Here is a 15709-nt window from a genome sequence, read left to right as displayed (position 1 = left end):
GCCGCGGAGATCATCCGCGGCGTCCGATCGTCGGGGCCGGCCGGCATGGCCGGCGGACCTGCTGGCCTGTCAGGCGGCGAGCTGACGCAGGACGTAGGGCAGGATGCCGCCGTTCTTGAAATATTCGAGCTCGTCGAGCGTATCGATGCGGCAGAGGAGCGGGACCTCCTTCACCGAGCCGTCCGCCGACGTCACTTCCATGATCATCTTCTTGCGCGGCGTCAGCGCCTCGGCGATCCCGCGGATCGTGATGGTCTCGTCTCCCTTGAGACCGAGCGAGGCCCAGCCGTCCGAGCCTTCGAAGACGAGCGGCATGACGCCCATCCCGACGAGGTTCGAGCGGTGGATGCGCTCGAAGCTCTCGGTCACGACGGCCCGCACGCCGAGCAGGTTCGTTCCCTTCGCCGCCCAGTCGCGCGATGAGCCGGTGCCGTATTCCTTGCCCGCGAGGATGACGAGCGGCACGCCCTCCGCCTTGTACCTCTCGGCGGCGTCGTAGATGAACATCCGCTCGCCGGAGGGCTGATGGATGGTGTAGCCGCCCTCGACGACGTTCCCCGCCTCGTCGCGCACCATCTGGTTCTTGATGCGGATATTGGCGAAGGTCCCCCGCATCATCACCTCATGGCTGCCGCGCCTCGTTCCGTACTGGTTGAAATCGGCGACGCGGACCTGATGCGAGAGCAGATACTCGCCGGCGGGCGACGCCGCCCGGATGTTGCCGGCGGGCGAGATGTGGTCGGTGGTGATGGAATCGAGGAAGAGGCCGAGGACGCGCGCGTTCACGATGTCGGTGAGCGGCGCCGGCTCCTTCTTCATGCCCTCGAAATAGGGAGGGTTCTGGATGTAGGTCGAGCCGGCCGGCCAAGCATAGGTCTGGCTGGCGGTGACGGGCACCGCCTTCCAGTGCTCGTCACCCGTGAAGACGTCCGAGTAGCGCGACGTGAAGAGCTCCGAGGTGATCGTCCGGTCGACGAAATCGGCGATCTCCTGCGTCGAGGGCCAGATATCCTTGAGGTAGACCGGCTGTCCGTCCGAGCCCGTGCCGAGCGGCTCGGTGGCGAGGTCGATCTGCAGCGAACCGGCCAGGGCATAGGCCACGACCAGCGGCGGGGAGGCGAGATAGTTCGCCTTCACGTCCGGATTGACCCGGCCCTCGAAGTTCCGGTTCCCGGAGATGACGGCGCCGGCGACGATGTCGTTGTCGTTGATCGCCTTCGAGATCGCCTCCGGCAGCGGGCCGGAATTGCCGATGCAGGTCGTGCAGCCGAAGCCGACGAGGTTGAAGCCGAGCTTGTCGAGGAAGACCTGCAGGCCCGCCTTGTTGAAGTACTCCTCCACCACCTGAGAGCCGGGCGCGAGCGAGGTCTTCACCCAGGGCTTCACCGTCAGCCCCTTGGCGACGGCATTGCGGGCGAGGAGGCCCGCGCCGATCATCACCGAGGGATTGGAGGTGTTGGTGCAGGAGGTGATGGCCGCGATCACGACGTCGCCGTGGCCGAGGTCGAAATTGGCCCCTTCCACCTTGTAGCGCTTGGAGGCCTCCGCGGCCTTCTTGAACTCCTTGTCCATCGCGACCGCGAATTCGCGCTTGACGTGGTCGAGCTCGACGCGGTCCTGCGGGCGCTTCGGGCCGGCCATCGAGGGCACGACGGTGTCGAGGTTGAGTTCGAGCGTATCCGTGAAGACCGGGTCCGGGGTGTCGGCATCGCGCCACATGCCCTGCGCCTTGGCATAGGCTTCGACCAGCGCGAGGCGCTCCTCGCTGCGGCCGGAGGTCCGCATGTAGCCGATCGTCTTCTCGTCGATCGGGAAGAAGCCGCAGGTCGCGCCGTATTCGGGCGCCATGTTGCCGATCGTGGCCCGGTCGGCGACGGAAAGGTCGGCGAGGCCCGGGCCGAAGAACTCGACGAACTTGCCGACGACGCCCTTCTTGCGCAGCATCTGGGTGACGGTGAGGACGAGGTCGGTCGCCGTCATGCCCTCGCGCAGCCGGCCGGTGAGCTTGAACCCGATCACCTCGGGGATGAGCATGGACACGGGCTGGCCGAGCATCGCGGCCTCGGCCTCGATGCCGCCGACGCCCCAGCCCAGCACCGCCATCCCGTTGACCATGGTGGTGTGGGAATCGGTGCCGACCAGCGTGTCGGGATAGGCGGTCTCGGAGCCGTCGGCCTCCTTCCGCGTCCAGACAGCCTGCGAGAGGAACTCGAGATTGACCTGGTGGCAGATGCCGGTGCCGGGGGGCACGACGGAGAAGTTCTTGAAGCCGCTCTGGCCCCATTTGAGGAACTTGTAGCGCTCGGCGTTGCGCTCGTATTCGAGCTCGACGTTCCTGGCGAAGGCCCGCGGGGTGCCGAACTCGTCGACGATGACCGAGTGGTCGATGACGAGATCGACCGGGATCAGCGGGTTGATCTTCTCCGGATCGCCGCCGAGCGCGACCATCGCATCGCGCATGGCCGCGAGATCGACGACGGCGGGGACGCCCGTGAAGTCCTGCATCAGGACGCGCGCCGGGCGATAGGCGATCTCGACCTCGTCCTTGCCCCTGTTCGCGAGCCAGCCGTTGCAGGCTTCGACATCCGCCTTCTTGACGGTCCGTCCGTCTTCGAAGCGGAGCAGGTTCTCGAGCAGCACCTTCATCGAGAAGGGCAGTCGGGAGACGCCGTCGAGACCGGCCTTCTCGGCCTCGGCGATGGAGAAATAGGTATAGGCCTTGTCGCCGACCGTGAGAGTCCGGCGGGCGCCGAAGGAATTCGGATGGCTCATCGAAGAGGTCCCCTGGCTTGCCCTTGCGGGCAGGATCGAACACGCGCAGTCGTCCTGCGCAGACGGAGTGTTCGGCCGATGCGCTTCTCAGCGCGCGCCGCTCGGGGGTGCCCGGACGCCTCAACAGCGTGCGGAGCGGATTGGACGCTCATGCACGCGGCGCAGCCGGGACTTATATAGTGCGGACGGCGGGAAAGCGCCAGTGGTTTGGGGTCATTCTAAAATGGCGGCGACGGCGGAAGTGGGATATCTTCCGGATATCGCAAGGAGGTCGACATGCGTGCGATCATCGGCCGGTGGGGGCGTAGCCTCGCCGTCAGGCTGCCCGTCGAACTCGCGGCCGAGGCAGGGCTGAGCGAGGGCCAGAGGATCGAACTCGTGGCCGTCGATGGCGAGATCGTCATCCGCCCGACGCAGATCCCCATCGACGTCGACACGCTGTTCGAGGGGCGTTCGGCCGAGGAGTGGCGGGCTCTTTATCGCGGATCCTACGATTGGGGCCCGGATGTGGGGCGCGAGGTGACGGAGGAATGATCCCCGTGCTCGAGCCGGGCGATCTCATCTGGACGGACTTCGATCCCATCGCCGGGCGCGAGCAGTCGGGCCGGCGGCCTGCGCTCGTCGTATCGGTCCGGCCCTTCAACGACGCGACCGGCTTCCTGATCGTCTGTCCGATCAGTTCCCGCGTCAGACCGTTCCCGACGAGTGTCGTGCTGCCGGACGGCCTACCCGTCGCGGGCGAGATCCTGCTCAGCGCGGTGCGGAGCATCGACGCTCTCGCGCGCCCTGTTCGTCCGGTCGGCACCGCGGTGCCCGCCCCCGTGCTGGACGACGTTCGCAGAAAGCTCGCCGCGCTGATCGGCGTGTAGGACCGTCGACGAATAAGGCCCCGGCTTTCGCCGAGGCCCGTGATCGCTGGCGGGGGCGGGCCGAGGCCCGCCACCTTTCAGTAGTTGTAGGCGCGCTCGCCGTGGTCGGTGACGTCGAGGCCCTCGCGCTCCTCCTCCTGCGTGACGCGCAGGCCGATGACCACGTCGACCACCTTGAAGAGGATCGCCGAGCCGACGCCCGAGAAGACCAGGGTGAAGAGCACCGCCTTGATCTGGGCCCAGACCTGCGTGCCCAGCTCGTAGGTGCCGGGGGCCGCCGTGCCGGGATTGGCGACGTAGTCCACGAGCCCCGCACCGCCGAGCGCCGGAGCGACCAGGATGCCGGTGCCGATGGCGCCGACGATGCCGCCCACGCAGTGGATGCCGAAGACGTCGAGCGAGTCGTCGTAGCCGAAGGCGTTCTTGACCGTCGAGCAGAAGACGAAGCACACGGCGCCCGCGACGAGGCCGAGGACCACCGAGCCGATCGGACCCGCGAAGCCCGCCGCCGGCGTGACGGCGACGAGGCCGGCGACGACGCCCGAGACGAGACCGAGCAGCGAAGGCTTGCCCTTGGCCGCCCATTCCACGAACAGCCAGGAGAGGGCCGCCGCGCAGGTCGCGACGAAGGTGTTCAGCATGGCGAGGGCCGCCGCGCCGTTCGCTTCGAGGTTCGAGCCGGCATTGAAGCCGAACCAGCCGACCCACAGCAGAGCGGCGCCGATCATCGTCATGGTCAGCGAGTGCGGCGCGAGGAGGTCGCGGCCGTAACCGATGCGCTTGCCGAGGATCAGGCAGCCGACGAGGCCGGCGATACCCGCGTTGATGTGCACCACGGTGCCGCCGGCGAAGTCGAGCGCGCCCCAGGAGAAGAGCATGCCGGCATCGGCCGTGACCGCGTCGAGCTTGGCCTTGGCGGCGGCGTCGCCGGCATTGGCCGCGACGGCCTTGGCGGCTTCAGCGAGCGCGTCGGGGCCGGCCCAGTACCAGACCATGTGTGCCATCGGGAAGTAGATGAAGGTCAGCCACAGCACGACGAACAGGATGAGGGCCGAGAACCGGACACGCTCGACCAGCGAGCCGACGATCAGCGCCGGGGTGATCATGGCGAAGGTCATCTGGAAGCACAGATAGACGTATTCCGGAATGACGACGCCGTTCGAGAAGGTCCCGACCGTGCTCTCGAGGTTCACGCCCGACAGGAACATCTTCGAGAAGCCGCCGACGAAGGAGTTCAGGCCCCCGCCGTTGGTGAAGGCGAGCGAATAGCCGTAGGTGATCCAGATGATCCCGGCGATCGCGACGATCGTGAAGACCTGGGTCATCACCGACAGCATGTTCTTGGTGCGCACGAGGCCGCCGTAGAACAGGGCGAGGCCCGGCACCGACATCATCAGCACGAGCAGGGCGGAAACGAGCATCCAGGCGGTGTCGCCCTTGACCGGCACGGGTGCCGCGGTCGCCTGGGCCAGGGCTGGCAAGGCTGGAAGTGAGAATGCCGCGGCTGCCGTCAGGCAGGCGGCCAATCGAGTACGGGACGTCATCGAGGAAGCTCCGGTTGATCGGGAGTGGGTCGGGATCTCAGAGGGCATCGGTATCGGTTTCGCCGGTCCGGATGCGGACGGCGTGCTCGATGGGCGTGACGAAGATCTTGCCGTCGCCGATCTGCCCGGTGCGGGCGGCGGAGGCGATCGCCTCGATCGCCTGCGAGACGAATTCGGACGCGACCGCGACCTCGATCTTCAGCTTCGGCAGGAAGCTCACGGCGTATTCGGCGCCGCGGTAGATTTCGGTATGTCCCTTCTGACGCCCGTAACCCTTGACCTCGGTCACGGTCAGTCCGTGGACGCCGATGGCGGTCAGCGCGTCCCGAACCTCCTCAAGCTTGAATGGCTTGATGATGGCCATCACGATTTTCATGGATGTCTGCCCCCACGCTGCTCCGGGCCAGGCGCCGGAGGCCGATCTCCGTCGAAGGACGGCTCGGCTTGGGAGGGGCCAAATCAAGGCTCGTGCCAGATGGGTCACAGGCACAACCCGGTCCGTCAGGCGGAACACAACCGCCGGTGCGACGGGGGCGGCGGACCACGATCCCCGACATCGACAACGAATGAATGCCCAGTAACTTAGATCGTCCCGCCGGGCGCTCCGGGCTTGCGACCCTTCGAGGTCAGGGATTGGGCATTGTGCCTATTTCGTGGGCAATCCGGGCCGGTCCGGCCGCAGGGACCCCGCCGCTCAGGCTGCGGCCCGCAAGGCCGCGAGATCCAGCCGCCGGGTGTCCATCGCAAGGCCTCCCTCCGCGTCGCGCGGCCATTCCGCCTCGGGCCGGTCGCGGTAGAGTTCGACGCCGTTCCCGTCCGGGTCGCGCAGGTAGAGCGCTTCGCTCACCCCGTGATCGCTCGCGCCGTCCAGAGCGATGCCCGCCCGGTCGAGCCGCAGCAGCGCATCCGCCAGGGCCGCGCGGGTCGGATAGAGGATGGCGAGGTGGTAGAGGCCCGTCGTCCCTGGAGGGGGAGGGGGGCCTCCGGCGCTTTCCCAGATGTTGAGCGCGATATGGTGGTGATAGCCCCCGGCCGAGAGGAAGGCGGCCTGCCGGCCGTAGCGCTGGGTGACGTCGAAGCCGAGCACGTCGCGGTAGAACCCGAGCGCGCGCTCGAGATCGGCCACCTTGAGATGGACATGGCCGATGCGGACACCGGGATCGATCGGTTGCGTCACGGCGGGACCTTTCCGGAGAATGCGGCGGAACCCGAGATCCGCGCAGGTGAATGCCGATACCGGCTCGCCGATCGCGACGCGCGACCGTGGAACGTCGATTTCAAAGGTCGGACGAGCGACGCGACAATTCAAGCCTGAGTTGGTGCGCGAATGCCGAGAGGACCGGATCGGCGCGGCGGCGCGGTTGCGCCGTGTCGACCCGGATCTCGGCGGCAATGCCGGCGGGCTGCCCGGCCAGAACCACGACCCGGTCGGCGAGATACACCGCCTCGTCGATGTCGTGCGTGACGAAAAGCACGGTGCGGCCGGTCGCGGCGCGGATGCGCAGCAACTCGTCCTGCAGGCCCTCTCGCGTGAAGCTGTCCAGCGCCGAGAACGGCTCGTCCATCAGGAGCACCGCGGGTTCGACCGCGAGGGCGCGGGCCAGGGAGACGCGCTGACGCTGCCCTCCGGAAAGCTGGTGCGGCCAGCGCGCCGCGAGCTCGGAGAGCCCGACCAGAGCCAGCATCGCCTCCCCGCGTCGGCGGCGCTCGGCCCGTGAGACGCCGCGCCACTCGAGGCCGAAGGTGACGTTGTCCAGCACGCTGCGCCAGGGCAGGAGCCGCGCATCCTGGAAGACGAGAGCGCTTTCGGGCCGCCCGCCGCCGGCCCGCCCGTCGTCGGGCGGCGCGTGGATCGTGACCGTCCCCGCGCTCGGGGAGGCGAGGTTCATGATCACGCGCAACAGGGTCGACTTGCCGACGCCGGATTCGCCGACGATCGCCACGAACTCCCCCGGATGCACGGCCAGATCGAGGTTGCGCAGAACCTCCGTGCGCGAGCCGCCGCGCTCGTAGGTCAGGCTCAGGCCGCGGATGCCGACCACCGGTGCGGCGCCGCGCTCGACGGTCGCGGTCATGCGCGCCACCTCAACAGCCAGTTCTGCAGGGCGACGAAACCGGCGTCGATCAGGCCATAGAGGCCGGCCATCGTGAGCATGTAGACGAGCACGATATCGCTCGCGAGCAGGCTCGAAGCCTGCATCATGCGCTGGCCGACGCCGTAGACGCCGAAAATCTCGGCGGCCACGACCGCCATCCAGGCCTGGCCCAAGGCGGTCCGCACGCCGACAAGGATGCCGGGCGTCGCCGCCGGAAGCAGGATCTTGACGAGCCTCGCGAAAGCGGACCGGAAGCCGAAGGCCTGGGCGACCTCGATCATGTCGCGGTCGACGCCCCGGATCGCTCCCTGCGTGGCGAAGAAGACGATCCAGAAGACGCCGATCGCGATAATGAACACGGCCGCCGCCGGCTCGACGCCGAACCAGATGATGGCGAAGGGAACCCATGCGAGGCCGGGGATCGGCCGCAGGAGGCGGACGATCCAGGCGGTGACGTCCTCGAAGAGGCGGAACATGCCGCTGAGGATCCCGAGGCCGACGCCGAGACCGGCCCCGACCGCGAGGCCGGTCAGGTAATGGGACAGGCTCGACAGGACGGCCGCCAGCCACGCGCCGGAGCGCACCTCCCGGAGGAAGGCGGCCGGGATGGCGGAGGGCGGCGGCACCAGCGTCTCGTTGAGGAGCCCGAGCCGCGGGAGCGCCTCCCAGACGGCCAGGAAGACGGCGAGGCCGGCCGCAGCGAGCGCGGTGCGGGTCAGGCGGGTCATGGAAAACGGTGCCCTGCCTCTTGCGGAGGGATTTGCGGGACCGTCATTGCGAGGAGGCGCAGCCGACGAAGCAACCTAGCGGCCGCCTGCGCCAAGGCTGGGTTGCTTCGCTTCGCTCGCAATGACGGTTGCGCAAGACATTACTCTGGGAAAGGTGCCGAACCTCACTTCTTCACGGCTTCGAGGTAGTATTTCGGCTCGAACAAGCCGTCGAGCGGGGCCTCCTTGTCGAGCGTGCCGATCGAGACCTGATAGGCCTGCATCTTGGCGGTGGCCTCGACGATGGCGCGCGGGTCGCTGATGAAGCGCGAGGCGGGCGAGGTCAGCGCCTTGGCGATCGTCGCGGGATCGACGATGCCCTTGCCGAGCGCCGCCGCGACATGCGGTGCCGCCTCCGATGGCTTCTCCTTCAGCGTCCTCTCCGCCTGGACGAGCGCGGTGACGAGAGCCTGGACGGCGGCGGGATGCGCAGCGGCGAAGGCCGGCGTGACGGCGACGACCGTGCCCGGCTGGGACGGGAACATCTGGCCGCCCGTGGCGATCAGCTTGATGTTGGGATTGCGCCCCTGGACGATGGTCAGCGCCGGTTCCCGGATGGCCGCCCCTTCGACCGCGCCGACGAGGACGGCTTGTTGCGTCGCGTCGATTCCCATCGACACGATGTCGGCATCCGCCTTGTCCGCCTTCGCGACCTCCCACAGCCAGTGCTGGAGCGTCGTGTTGGGCACGGAGCCCGGGGGCTGGGCAGCAAGGCGTGCGGCCTTGCCCTCCTTGGCGCGATAGGCCTTGAGCGCTTCCGCCGGGGGCACGCCGTCCTTGAAGTACGGCGCGAGCTTCGGCCCGGCGACGAAGACCATTTCCTCGACCGCCGTCGCGGTGACGACCTTCGACCTGACGCCCTTCGAGTTGGCGACGGCGAGCGGCATGATCCCCGCGACGTAGACGTCGATCGTGCCCGAGGCGAGCGCCTGGATCATGTTCGGGCCGGATTCGAAGGTCGTGACCCTGACATCCATGCCGGCCGCCTTGAGCGCGCCCGAGCCGTTGGCGACGAAGAGGGGCGAGGCACCGACGATCGGGATCACGCCGACCCGCACCGGCGTCTGCGCGGCGGCGGAGAGCGAAGCGAAGGTTGCGGCCACCGTGAGCGTGGCCGCGAGAAGCCGAGTGAACAGCATGACGAATTCCCGTAAGCGAGAATTACCTAGCATGCTGTGGGATATCGGATATACTACAATAAATAAATGTAATTAGCGGCTCTGCGCGTGGTATTCGGCGTTCGGCCGCATGTCGACCGCGGAGGCCATGCGGTTCGACATGTTGAAGAAGGCCGTCACCGCGCCGATGTCCCAGATGCCGCGCTCGTCGAAACCCGCCTTCCTCAGCGCCTCGCGGTCGGCCTCCTCGATCGTCTCGGGCGCGGTGGTCAGCTTGGCGGCGAAATCGAGCATGGCCCTGTGGCGCGGTGCGAGCTCGGCCGCGCGGTAGTTCATCACCATCAATTCGCCGAGGACGGGATCGCCCGACAATTGCCGGACGGCCGCGCCATGCGCGGTGAGGCAGTAATAGCAACGGTTGTGGCTGGAGACGACGACGGCGATCATCTCGCGCTCCAGCTTCGACAGGCCCGACGGCGCGAGCATCAGGTCGTTGTAGAGGGCCGCGAACGCCTCGAGCTTGGCGTTGTCGAGCGCATAGGCTGCCAGGACGTTCGGTACGAAGCCGAGCTTCTCGTCGCATTTGTCGAAATAGGCCTGCATCGCAGGCGAGAGTTCGGCGCGCGGCAGATCGAGCGCGGTCACTCGGGTGTCGACCTGGGACGCGGGCTTGAGGCCGACGTCCGGCCTCTTGGCGGCACCTTTGGCGGGACCTTTGGCGGGCGTTCCCTTGCTCGTGGTCGCCGTGCCGGGCGGCTTAACCGCTGCGACGGCCGATGAGGTCTTGCGTTTGGCCATGGATGGCTCCTGCGGTGCGTCCGCTCCCTTGAGGAATCATCGCCCGGAACCGGCCCGGCTGTCGAGGCCGCGCCGGGGTCAGAGGCCTTTCACGAAGTCGGCGGCGCCGCTGAGCATGATCTGGACGCCGACGCAGAGCAGGATGAAGGCTGCGAGCCGGGCGACGACCCGTGCGCCGGACTGCCCGAGCAGCGCGACGATGCGGTCGGCGGAGGCATAGGCCAGCGCGATGATGACGGCCATGGCGACCGCCGCCGCCGAGGCGCCGAGCACATGAGGGATGTGGTCGAGCTTGCCGGACGGCAGGTTCGAGCCGAGAGCGACCGCGACCGAGATCGTCCCGGGACCGGTGGTGAACGGCATCGTCAGCGGGAAGAAGGCGACGTCCTCGACGCCCTGCGCCGCGAGCGCCTGTTCCTGCTTCTTCTCTTCGCGCTCCTCGGGCGCCTGCAGCAATTGCCAGGCGAAGAAGGCGACGACGAGCCCGCCGGCTAGCCGCAGGGCTGCCAGCGTCACGCCGAAGAAGCCGAGGATCCAGGCGCCTGCCCAGAGCGCGCCGAGCATGACGAAAGCGGAATAGAGGCCGATGCGCCGCGCCAGCCGGACACGGTCCTGATGCGAGCGGTCGGCGGTGATCTGGGCGTAGATCAGCGCGCCGCCGATCGGGTTGACGATCGAGAACAGCGCGGAGAAGGCGAGGAGGAAGTTCTGAGCCGCGTCGTGCATCCTGGCCCTCGGGTAATGGCGGGGCAGGCGGCCCGAGACGCCGGGCGGTTACTCGTCCTCGCCGAAGCGGGTCGCGACGAGGTTCTCGATGGCGGCGAGGCTGGCCTCCGCTTCGGTTCCCTCGGCCGTCACGGTGATCGTCGTGCCCTTGGCGGCTCCGAGCGTCAGCAGCCCCATGATGGATCGGCCGCCGACCGTTTCCCCGTGACGGGTGACGGTGACGTTCGCGTCGAACTGGTCGACCACCTGCACGAACTTCGCCGAAGCGCGGGCATGCAGGCCCTTCTTGTTGACGATGAGGAGACGCCGGTAGGCGAGGCCGTCGGGCACTTCGTCCTCCGGGGAGGGGCAGGTCTCCATCGTCGCGACGACTACTTTCCGGCGAGGACGCGCGAGGCGACGTTGATGTATTTGCGGCCCGCTTCCTGGGCCTGGAGCGCGGCGTCCTTGAGGACCTCCTCGTCCCGCACCGAGGCGAGCTTGATGAGCATGGGCAGATTGATGCCGGCGACAACCTCGACGGAGCTGCCGTTCATGCAGGACAAGGCAAGGTTCGACGGCGTGCCGCCGAACATGTCCGTCAGGACGACGACCCCTTCGCCGGAATTGACCCGGCAGACCGCCGCCATGATGTCCTGGCGACGGCTTTCCATGTCATCCTCGGGACCGATCGTGACGGTCTCGAGCTGATCCTGGGGACCGACCACATGCTCCAGCGCGGATCTGAATTCCGTCGCCAGTTGCCCGTGGGTAACGAGCACCATACCGATCATGAAAGCGTGTTCCACACCCGCAGGCGAGAGAAGCATTTTTGTGCAGCGCAACCCGCGGCGCAAGGGCGATGCGACTAAATGCTCAAAGTTAGGTCATCACCGTGTCGTGCTTGCCACGAAAGTGTCGCGTTCACAACGTCGGCCGCATCCGAGAGCCGGACCGCGATGCGGGGGAGGGGGATTCCCAGCACATTGGCCGTCAGGTCCGCAGCCTCCGGCATCCGACTCGGGGGCTCGGCCACGAGGTCGACGATCAGGCGAAGCACCGCGGCCGGCTCGTGATCGACGGCGCGAATGCCGAGGCCGCGGATCTCCTCGACGCCTGCAAGAGCGGGATCGGGCCGTCCGATCAGTCTGCCATGGCGCAAAGTGACCAGAACGCGGTCGTCGGCGACGATGCGGGCGAAGCCTCCCGCGGCCCGATGGAGGGCGACGATCCGCCGGCCCAGGCTCGATTTCCCCGCGCCGGACGGACCCCGGATGAGCAGCCCCGCTTCGCCCAGGACGACGCAGCCGGCATGCAGCGAGACGGCGGAATCGCGGCCGGCCGGGCCGTTCATGACGCCCGTGCGGCAGGTAGACGCACCGTGAACCTGGCACCCCGCCGGGGCCCTTCCGTCCGCCGGTTCGCGGCCCGAATCGTTCCGCGATGGGCCTCGACGATCTGCCGGGAGATCGACAGGCCGAGGCCCGAATTCTGGCCGAAGCCGTGATCGGGGCGATCGGTGTAGAAGCGCTCGAAGATGCGCTCCAGCGCGTGAGGGGGGATGCCGGGACCGTCATCCTCGACCGTGACCTCGATCTCCTCCTTGTCGCGCCTCAGGCCGACCCGGACGGTCCCATCGGGCGGGGAGAACGAGCGGGCATTGTCGATCAGGTTGCTGAGCACCTGTCCGAGCCGGCTGTCGTGGCCCTCGACGGTGTAGTCCTGCGGGCCGCTCGTGTGACGGGGCAGGGGCGCCAGTTCGATCGTCGCATCGTGGGGGCGCCTGCGTTCGTTGGCGATGCTGACGAGCGTCTGCACGAGGAGGTGCATGTCGATCGGGCCGTAATCGGCCCGTGCCAGCTCGGCATCGAGGCGCGAGGCGTCGGAGATGTCGCTGATGAGCCGGTCGAGCCGCCGGACGTCGTGCTGGATGATGGAGAGAAGCCGGGCACGGGCATTGTCGTCCCGCACGAGGGGGAGCGTCTCGACGGCGCTGCGCAGAGACGTGAGCGGGTTCTTCAGCTCGTGCGCGACGTCGGCCGCGAAGGATTCGATCGAATCGATGCGGCTGTAGAGCGCCTCGGTCATGTCGCGGAGGGCGCCCGACAGGTGGCCGATCTCGTCGGGGCGGCGCGTGAAGTCCGGGATCTCCTGCCGCGCCTTGATGCCGTGGCGAACGCGCTCGGCCGCTTCCGCCAGGCGCCGGACGGGCCCCGCGATCGTGCCGGCCAGGAACAGCGACAGCCCGATCAGGATCACCGCCGCCACCAGGAACATCTGCAGCAGGGCGAAACGCTCCGAGGCGATGATCGAGTCGATGTCCCCACCCTGCGTCGAGAGGAGAAGGGCCCCCCGGACGCCGCGCTGCCGCTTGATCGGCACCGCCACGGACACGATCGTCTCGCCGCGATTGTTGAGCCGCACGCTCTCGCCCGGGCTTCCGGACAGGGCTCGCTGAACCTCGGGCAGGGTCTTGGCGTCGGAGGGGCCGATATCGTCGTAGCGCTGCCGCTCGCGCCGGAAGGTGCGGACCAGCCTCCGCCAGATGCGCTCGATCGTGGTCGGATCCGCGGAGGTCGCGGGCGGGCGCTCCGGCCTCGAGAAGTCGCCGCGCGAGTAGAGATTGCGCGAATCGAGCGTGAGGATGCCGTCGCGGTCGTAGATCCGCGCCCGCGTGCCGGTCGGCCCGACGAGATGGCGCAGCAGCGGCGCGACCCGCTCGGGATTGATCGAGAATTCGAGCGGGGAGGGGAGTTCCTCGGCCGGTGCCACGGGGTCGCCGGCCTGCTGCTGGAGCAGGCGGTCGGGATCGGTCACGACGGTCCCCGAATCGACGGTGGCCGAGGAGGCGATCGCGCCGGCGATGATCTCGCCCTGGACCAGGAGGCTCTGGACGCGCGTGTCGATCAGCCCCTGCCGGAAGGTGTTGAGCGTCATCACGCTCAGCAGCAGCGCCGCGAGACCCGCGAGATTGAGGACGACGATGCGCCGCGTGAGGCTCGACGAGGCCTGGCGGGCCAGGGCCGAACCCACCTGCCTCAGCCATGAGCGCCCCTCGGCCACGGGTTCGTCGGCTTGCACGCGCCCGTGCGACGCCCCGCGTTCCTCGGGCTCGTCGTCGCGGTCGTCCGGCGCGAACCGATCGGGCGCGGGATCGGCGAAGAGCTCGGAACGGTCGTCCGCCGCCGGCTCCTCCCGCTCCGCCGAGGCCTGATCCGGCTCAGGCCTCCTTGAAGCGATAACCGACACCGTACAGCGTCTCGATCATGTCGAAAGCGGAATCGGTCACTTTGAACTTCTTGCGGAGCCGTTTGATGTGGCTGTCGATCGTGCGGTCGTCGACATAGACCTGATCGTCATAGGCCGCATCCATCAGGGCGTTGCGGCTCTTTACCACGCCCGGACGCTGAGCGAGGGCCTGGAGGATCAGGAACTCGGTCACGGTCAGCGTGACGGGCTCGTCCTTCCAGGTGCAGGTATGCCGCTCGGGGTCCATCTTGAGATGGCCCCGTTCCAGCGCCGTCGCGCCGGTCTCCTTCGGCGCGGAGGCGTCCTTCGGGGCGCCGCGGCGGAGGACGGCCTTCACCCGCTCGACCAGGAGGCGTTGCGAGAAGGGCTTCCGGATGAAGTCGTCGGCGCCCATCTTGAGGCCGAACAGCTCGTCGATCTCCTCGTCCTTCGAGGTCAGGAAGATCACCGGCATGTCCGACTTCTGGCGCAGGCGCCGGAGCAGCTCCATCCCGTCCATGCGCGGCATCTTGATGTCGAGGATGGCGAGGTCGGCCGGGGATTGGCGCAGCCCGTCGAAGGCGGAGGCGCCGTCGGTGTAGGTCTGGATCCGGTAGCCCTCGGCTTCCAGCGCGATCGACACGGAAGCGAGGATGTTGCGGTCGTCGTCGACCAGGGCGATCGTGGGCATTGGGGAACCTCGAACCAATTCGAGCGCGAGTGGCCAGAATGGCGCAGGGAAGGCACGGCGTCTCGCGGTGCCGTTCTTGTCCACACGCGATTTGCCTGCGCTCCATAGGCCAGTGAAACGAGCTTGCCAAATCGCGCCGCCGCTTGATGTTCCACGGCTTCTTGTCGAAACGAGTCCGTCAGGGCGCTGGCCCCTGTAGCGGATTTCGGGAGAAGGATCGATGAGCAAAGAGGCGGGTTCCCCGGCCATCACGCCGCGGGGCGTCGAACTGGGCGGCTCGGCGCCCGCGGATTTCGACCCCGTCGCCGTCTCGCGCGAGACGCTTCGCCGCGGCCGCACCGCCGCGCTCGCGACGCTCGATCCGCAAAGCGGGTATCCGCTCGCAACCCTGATCAACATCGCGACCGACGTCGACGGCACGCCGATCTTCCTCGCCTCGACGCTGTCGCTGCACACACGGAATATCGACGCCGATCCGAGGGCGTCCGTCCTCTTCGCGACGCTCGGCAAGGGCGATCCCATGGCGGCCTCGGCCCGCGTCAGCGTGGTCGGGAAGGCCGTGCGGACCGACGATCCGAGAGTGCGGCGGCGCTTCCTCGCCCGCCATCCGAAGGCGGCGCTCTATGCGGATTTCCCCGATTTCTCCTTCTTCCGCCTCGCCGTCGAATCCATCCATCCGAATGGCGGCTTCGCCAGGGCCGCACAGGGTCCTCTCACCGACGTGCTGCTCGACCTCGCGGGTGCGGAGGCGCTGATCGAGGCCGAGTCGGGAGCGGTCGAGCATATGAACGCCGACCACGCCGACGCCCTGTCGCTCTACGCGACGGCGCTGCTCGGTCAGGCACCCGGCCCCTGGCGGGCGAGCGGGGTCGATCCGGAAGGGATGGACCTCGTCTGCGGTCAGGAGACGGCGAGGCTGCTTTTTCCTGAGCCGGTGCGTGATCCCGGAGCGCTGCGCCGGAGCCTCGTGGCCCTCGCCGGGAAGGCGAGGGGGAAGACCGAGAATGAGCCTCTGCGTTGAATGTCGTGTGACGTTCCCTTGAAGACAGGGGGGGTAGCCGGCTAAAGGCTGGTCCCAAGCTCGGGCGAAGGTCCGAATGGTCATGGACTCCATCCGGAGG

Annotated in this window: 17 protein-coding genes; 3 read left to right on the top strand and 14 right to left on the bottom strand. The window is 68.1% G+C overall.

Annotation, left to right across the window (positions count from 1 at the left end):
- Positions 1-69: 69 nt before the first annotated feature.
- The gene (gene acnA, locus EV668_RS10755; RefSeq protein WP_133769734.1) at positions 70-2772 is read right to left on the bottom strand and encodes an aconitate hydratase AcnA; all 2703 of its coding nucleotides are present in this window, start codon (positions 2770-2772) and stop codon (positions 70-72) included.
- Positions 2773-3048: 276 nt separating this feature from the next.
- Between acnA and EV668_RS10750 the strand changes: the two genes are divergently transcribed.
- Positions 3049-3306, top strand: a complete 258-nt coding sequence (locus EV668_RS10750) for an AbrB/MazE/SpoVT family DNA-binding domain-containing protein (RefSeq protein ID WP_133769733.1) — start codon at positions 3049-3051, stop codon at positions 3304-3306.
- Positions 3303-3641: a type II toxin-antitoxin system PemK/MazF family toxin gene (locus EV668_RS10745; protein WP_133769732.1), complete on the top strand. Its 339-nt coding sequence runs from the start codon at positions 3303-3305 to the stop codon at positions 3639-3641. The genes EV668_RS10750 and EV668_RS10745 overlap by 4 nt, the downstream gene beginning before the upstream one ends.
- Before the next feature lie 77 nt (positions 3642-3718).
- Here EV668_RS10745 and EV668_RS10740 read toward each other — a convergent pair whose 3' ends face one another.
- The 13 genes from EV668_RS10740 to EV668_RS10680 form a co-directional block, all read right to left on the bottom strand.
- The gene (locus EV668_RS10740) at positions 3719-5185 is read right to left on the bottom strand and encodes an ammonium transporter (RefSeq protein ID WP_133769731.1); all 1467 of its coding nucleotides are present in this window, start codon (positions 5183-5185) and stop codon (positions 3719-3721) included.
- A gap of 37 nt (positions 5186-5222) precedes the next feature.
- Entirely contained in the window at positions 5223-5561 is a 339-nt protein-coding gene (locus EV668_RS10735) for a P-II family nitrogen regulator (RefSeq protein ID WP_133769730.1), read from the bottom strand.
- Positions 5562-5879: 318 nt separating this feature from the next.
- Positions 5880-6362: a VOC family protein gene (locus tag EV668_RS10730; RefSeq protein ID WP_133769729.1), complete on the bottom strand. Its 483-nt coding sequence runs from the start codon at positions 6360-6362 to the stop codon at positions 5880-5882.
- A gap of 100 nt (positions 6363-6462) precedes the next feature.
- A complete protein-coding gene (locus EV668_RS10725; protein WP_133769728.1) occupies positions 6463-7260 on the bottom strand; it encodes an ABC transporter ATP-binding protein in 798 nt (265 codons plus the stop codon).
- Positions 7257-8009 (bottom strand): ABC transporter permease, encoded by a 753-nt coding sequence (locus EV668_RS10720; RefSeq protein ID WP_133769727.1) that lies wholly within the window; start codon positions 8007-8009, stop codon positions 7257-7259. Before EV668_RS10720 ends, EV668_RS10725 begins: the two co-directional genes overlap by 4 nt.
- Positions 8010-8173: 164 nt before the next feature.
- Complete coding sequence (locus EV668_RS10715) at positions 8174-9187, bottom strand: ABC transporter substrate-binding protein (RefSeq protein ID WP_133769726.1); 1014 nt, start codon at positions 9185-9187, stop codon at positions 8174-8176.
- A gap of 72 nt (positions 9188-9259) precedes the next feature.
- Positions 9260-9964 carry a peroxidase-related enzyme gene (locus tag EV668_RS10710; protein ID WP_133769725.1) on the bottom strand — a complete coding sequence of 235 codons (705 nt, stop codon included), beginning with the start codon at positions 9962-9964 and terminating at the stop codon, positions 9260-9262.
- 78 nt (positions 9965-10042) lie between these two features.
- Positions 10043-10690: a MarC family protein gene (locus tag EV668_RS10705; RefSeq protein ID WP_133769724.1), complete on the bottom strand. Its 648-nt coding sequence runs from the start codon at positions 10688-10690 to the stop codon at positions 10043-10045.
- A gap of 48 nt (positions 10691-10738) precedes the next feature.
- Positions 10739-11050: an HPr family phosphocarrier protein gene (locus EV668_RS10700; protein ID WP_133769723.1), complete on the bottom strand. Its 312-nt coding sequence runs from the start codon at positions 11048-11050 to the stop codon at positions 10739-10741.
- Between the two features lie 11 nt (positions 11051-11061).
- Complete coding sequence (locus EV668_RS10695) at positions 11062-11463, bottom strand: PTS sugar transporter subunit IIA (RefSeq protein WP_133769722.1); 402 nt, start codon at positions 11461-11463, stop codon at positions 11062-11064.
- Between the two features lie 74 nt (positions 11464-11537).
- On the bottom strand, positions 11538-12023 hold the full coding sequence (locus EV668_RS10690; RefSeq protein WP_133769721.1) for an HPr kinase/phosphorylase: 486 nt from the start codon (positions 12021-12023) through the stop codon (positions 11538-11540).
- Positions 12020-13750, bottom strand: a complete 1731-nt coding sequence (locus EV668_RS10685) for a stimulus-sensing domain-containing protein (RefSeq protein WP_133770174.1) — start codon at positions 13748-13750, stop codon at positions 12020-12022. Before EV668_RS10685 ends, EV668_RS10690 begins: the two co-directional genes overlap by 4 nt.
- A 139-nt stretch (positions 13751-13889) precedes the next feature.
- Positions 13890-14588, bottom strand: a complete 699-nt coding sequence (locus EV668_RS10680; protein ID WP_133769720.1) for a response regulator transcription factor — start codon at positions 14586-14588, stop codon at positions 13890-13892.
- Between the two features lie 220 nt (positions 14589-14808).
- Between EV668_RS10680 and EV668_RS10675 the strand changes: the two genes are divergently transcribed.
- Positions 14809-15609, top strand: a complete 801-nt coding sequence (locus EV668_RS10675) for a HugZ family pyridoxamine 5'-phosphate oxidase (RefSeq protein ID WP_133769719.1) — start codon at positions 14809-14811, stop codon at positions 15607-15609.
- Positions 15610-15709: the final 100 nt, after the last annotated feature.

It is taken from the genome of Enterovirga rhinocerotis (genome assembly GCF_004363955.1).
GTDB classification, from domain to species: Bacteria; Pseudomonadota; Alphaproteobacteria; order Rhizobiales; family Beijerinckiaceae; genus Enterovirga; species Enterovirga rhinocerotis.
This window is presented reverse-complemented; position numbering and strand designations above follow the sequence as displayed.

Bases quoted from the DNA above. Each gene is read 5' to 3' on its own strand.
- acnA (WP_133769734.1), bottom strand. From the start codon at position 2,772: ATGAGCCATCCGAATTCCTTCGGCGCCCGCCGGACTCTCACGGTCGGC.
- EV668_RS10735 (WP_133769730.1), bottom strand. From the start codon at position 5,561: ATGAAAATCGTGATGGCCATCATCAAGCCATTCAAGCTTGAGGAGGTT.
- EV668_RS10720 (WP_133769727.1), bottom strand. From the start codon at position 8,009: ATGACCCGCCTGACCCGCACCGCGCTCGCTGCGGCCGGCCTCGCCGTC.
- EV668_RS10745 (WP_133769732.1), top strand. From the start codon at position 3,303: ATGATCCCCGTGCTCGAGCCGGGCGATCTCATCTGGACGGACTTCGAT.
- EV668_RS10750 (WP_133769733.1), top strand. From the start codon at position 3,049: ATGCGTGCGATCATCGGCCGGTGGGGGCGTAGCCTCGCCGTCAGGCTG.
- EV668_RS10680 (WP_133769720.1), bottom strand. From the start codon at position 14,588: ATGCCCACGATCGCCCTGGTCGACGACGACCGCAACATCCTCGCTTCC.
- EV668_RS10725 (WP_133769728.1), bottom strand. From the start codon at position 7,260: ATGACCGCGACCGTCGAGCGCGGCGCCGCACCGGTGGTCGGCATCCGC.
- EV668_RS10675 (WP_133769719.1), top strand. From the start codon at position 14,809: ATGAGCAAAGAGGCGGGTTCCCCGGCCATCACGCCGCGGGGCGTCGAA.
- EV668_RS10710 (WP_133769725.1), bottom strand. From the start codon at position 9,964: ATGGCCAAACGCAAGACCTCATCGGCCGTCGCAGCGGTTAAGCCGCCC.
- EV668_RS10695 (WP_133769722.1), bottom strand. From the start codon at position 11,463: ATGATCGGTATGGTGCTCGTTACCCACGGGCAACTGGCGACGGAATTC.
- EV668_RS10700 (WP_133769723.1), bottom strand. From the start codon at position 11,050: ATGGAGACCTGCCCCTCCCCGGAGGACGAAGTGCCCGACGGCCTCGCC.
- EV668_RS10740 (WP_133769731.1), bottom strand. From the start codon at position 5,185: ATGACGTCCCGTACTCGATTGGCCGCCTGCCTGACGGCAGCCGCGGCA.
- EV668_RS10705 (WP_133769724.1), bottom strand. From the start codon at position 10,690: ATGCACGACGCGGCTCAGAACTTCCTCCTCGCCTTCTCCGCGCTGTTC.
- EV668_RS10690 (WP_133769721.1), bottom strand. From the start codon at position 12,023: ATGAACGGCCCGGCCGGCCGCGATTCCGCCGTCTCGCTGCATGCCGGC.
- EV668_RS10715 (WP_133769726.1), bottom strand. From the start codon at position 9,187: ATGCTGTTCACTCGGCTTCTCGCGGCCACGCTCACGGTGGCCGCAACC.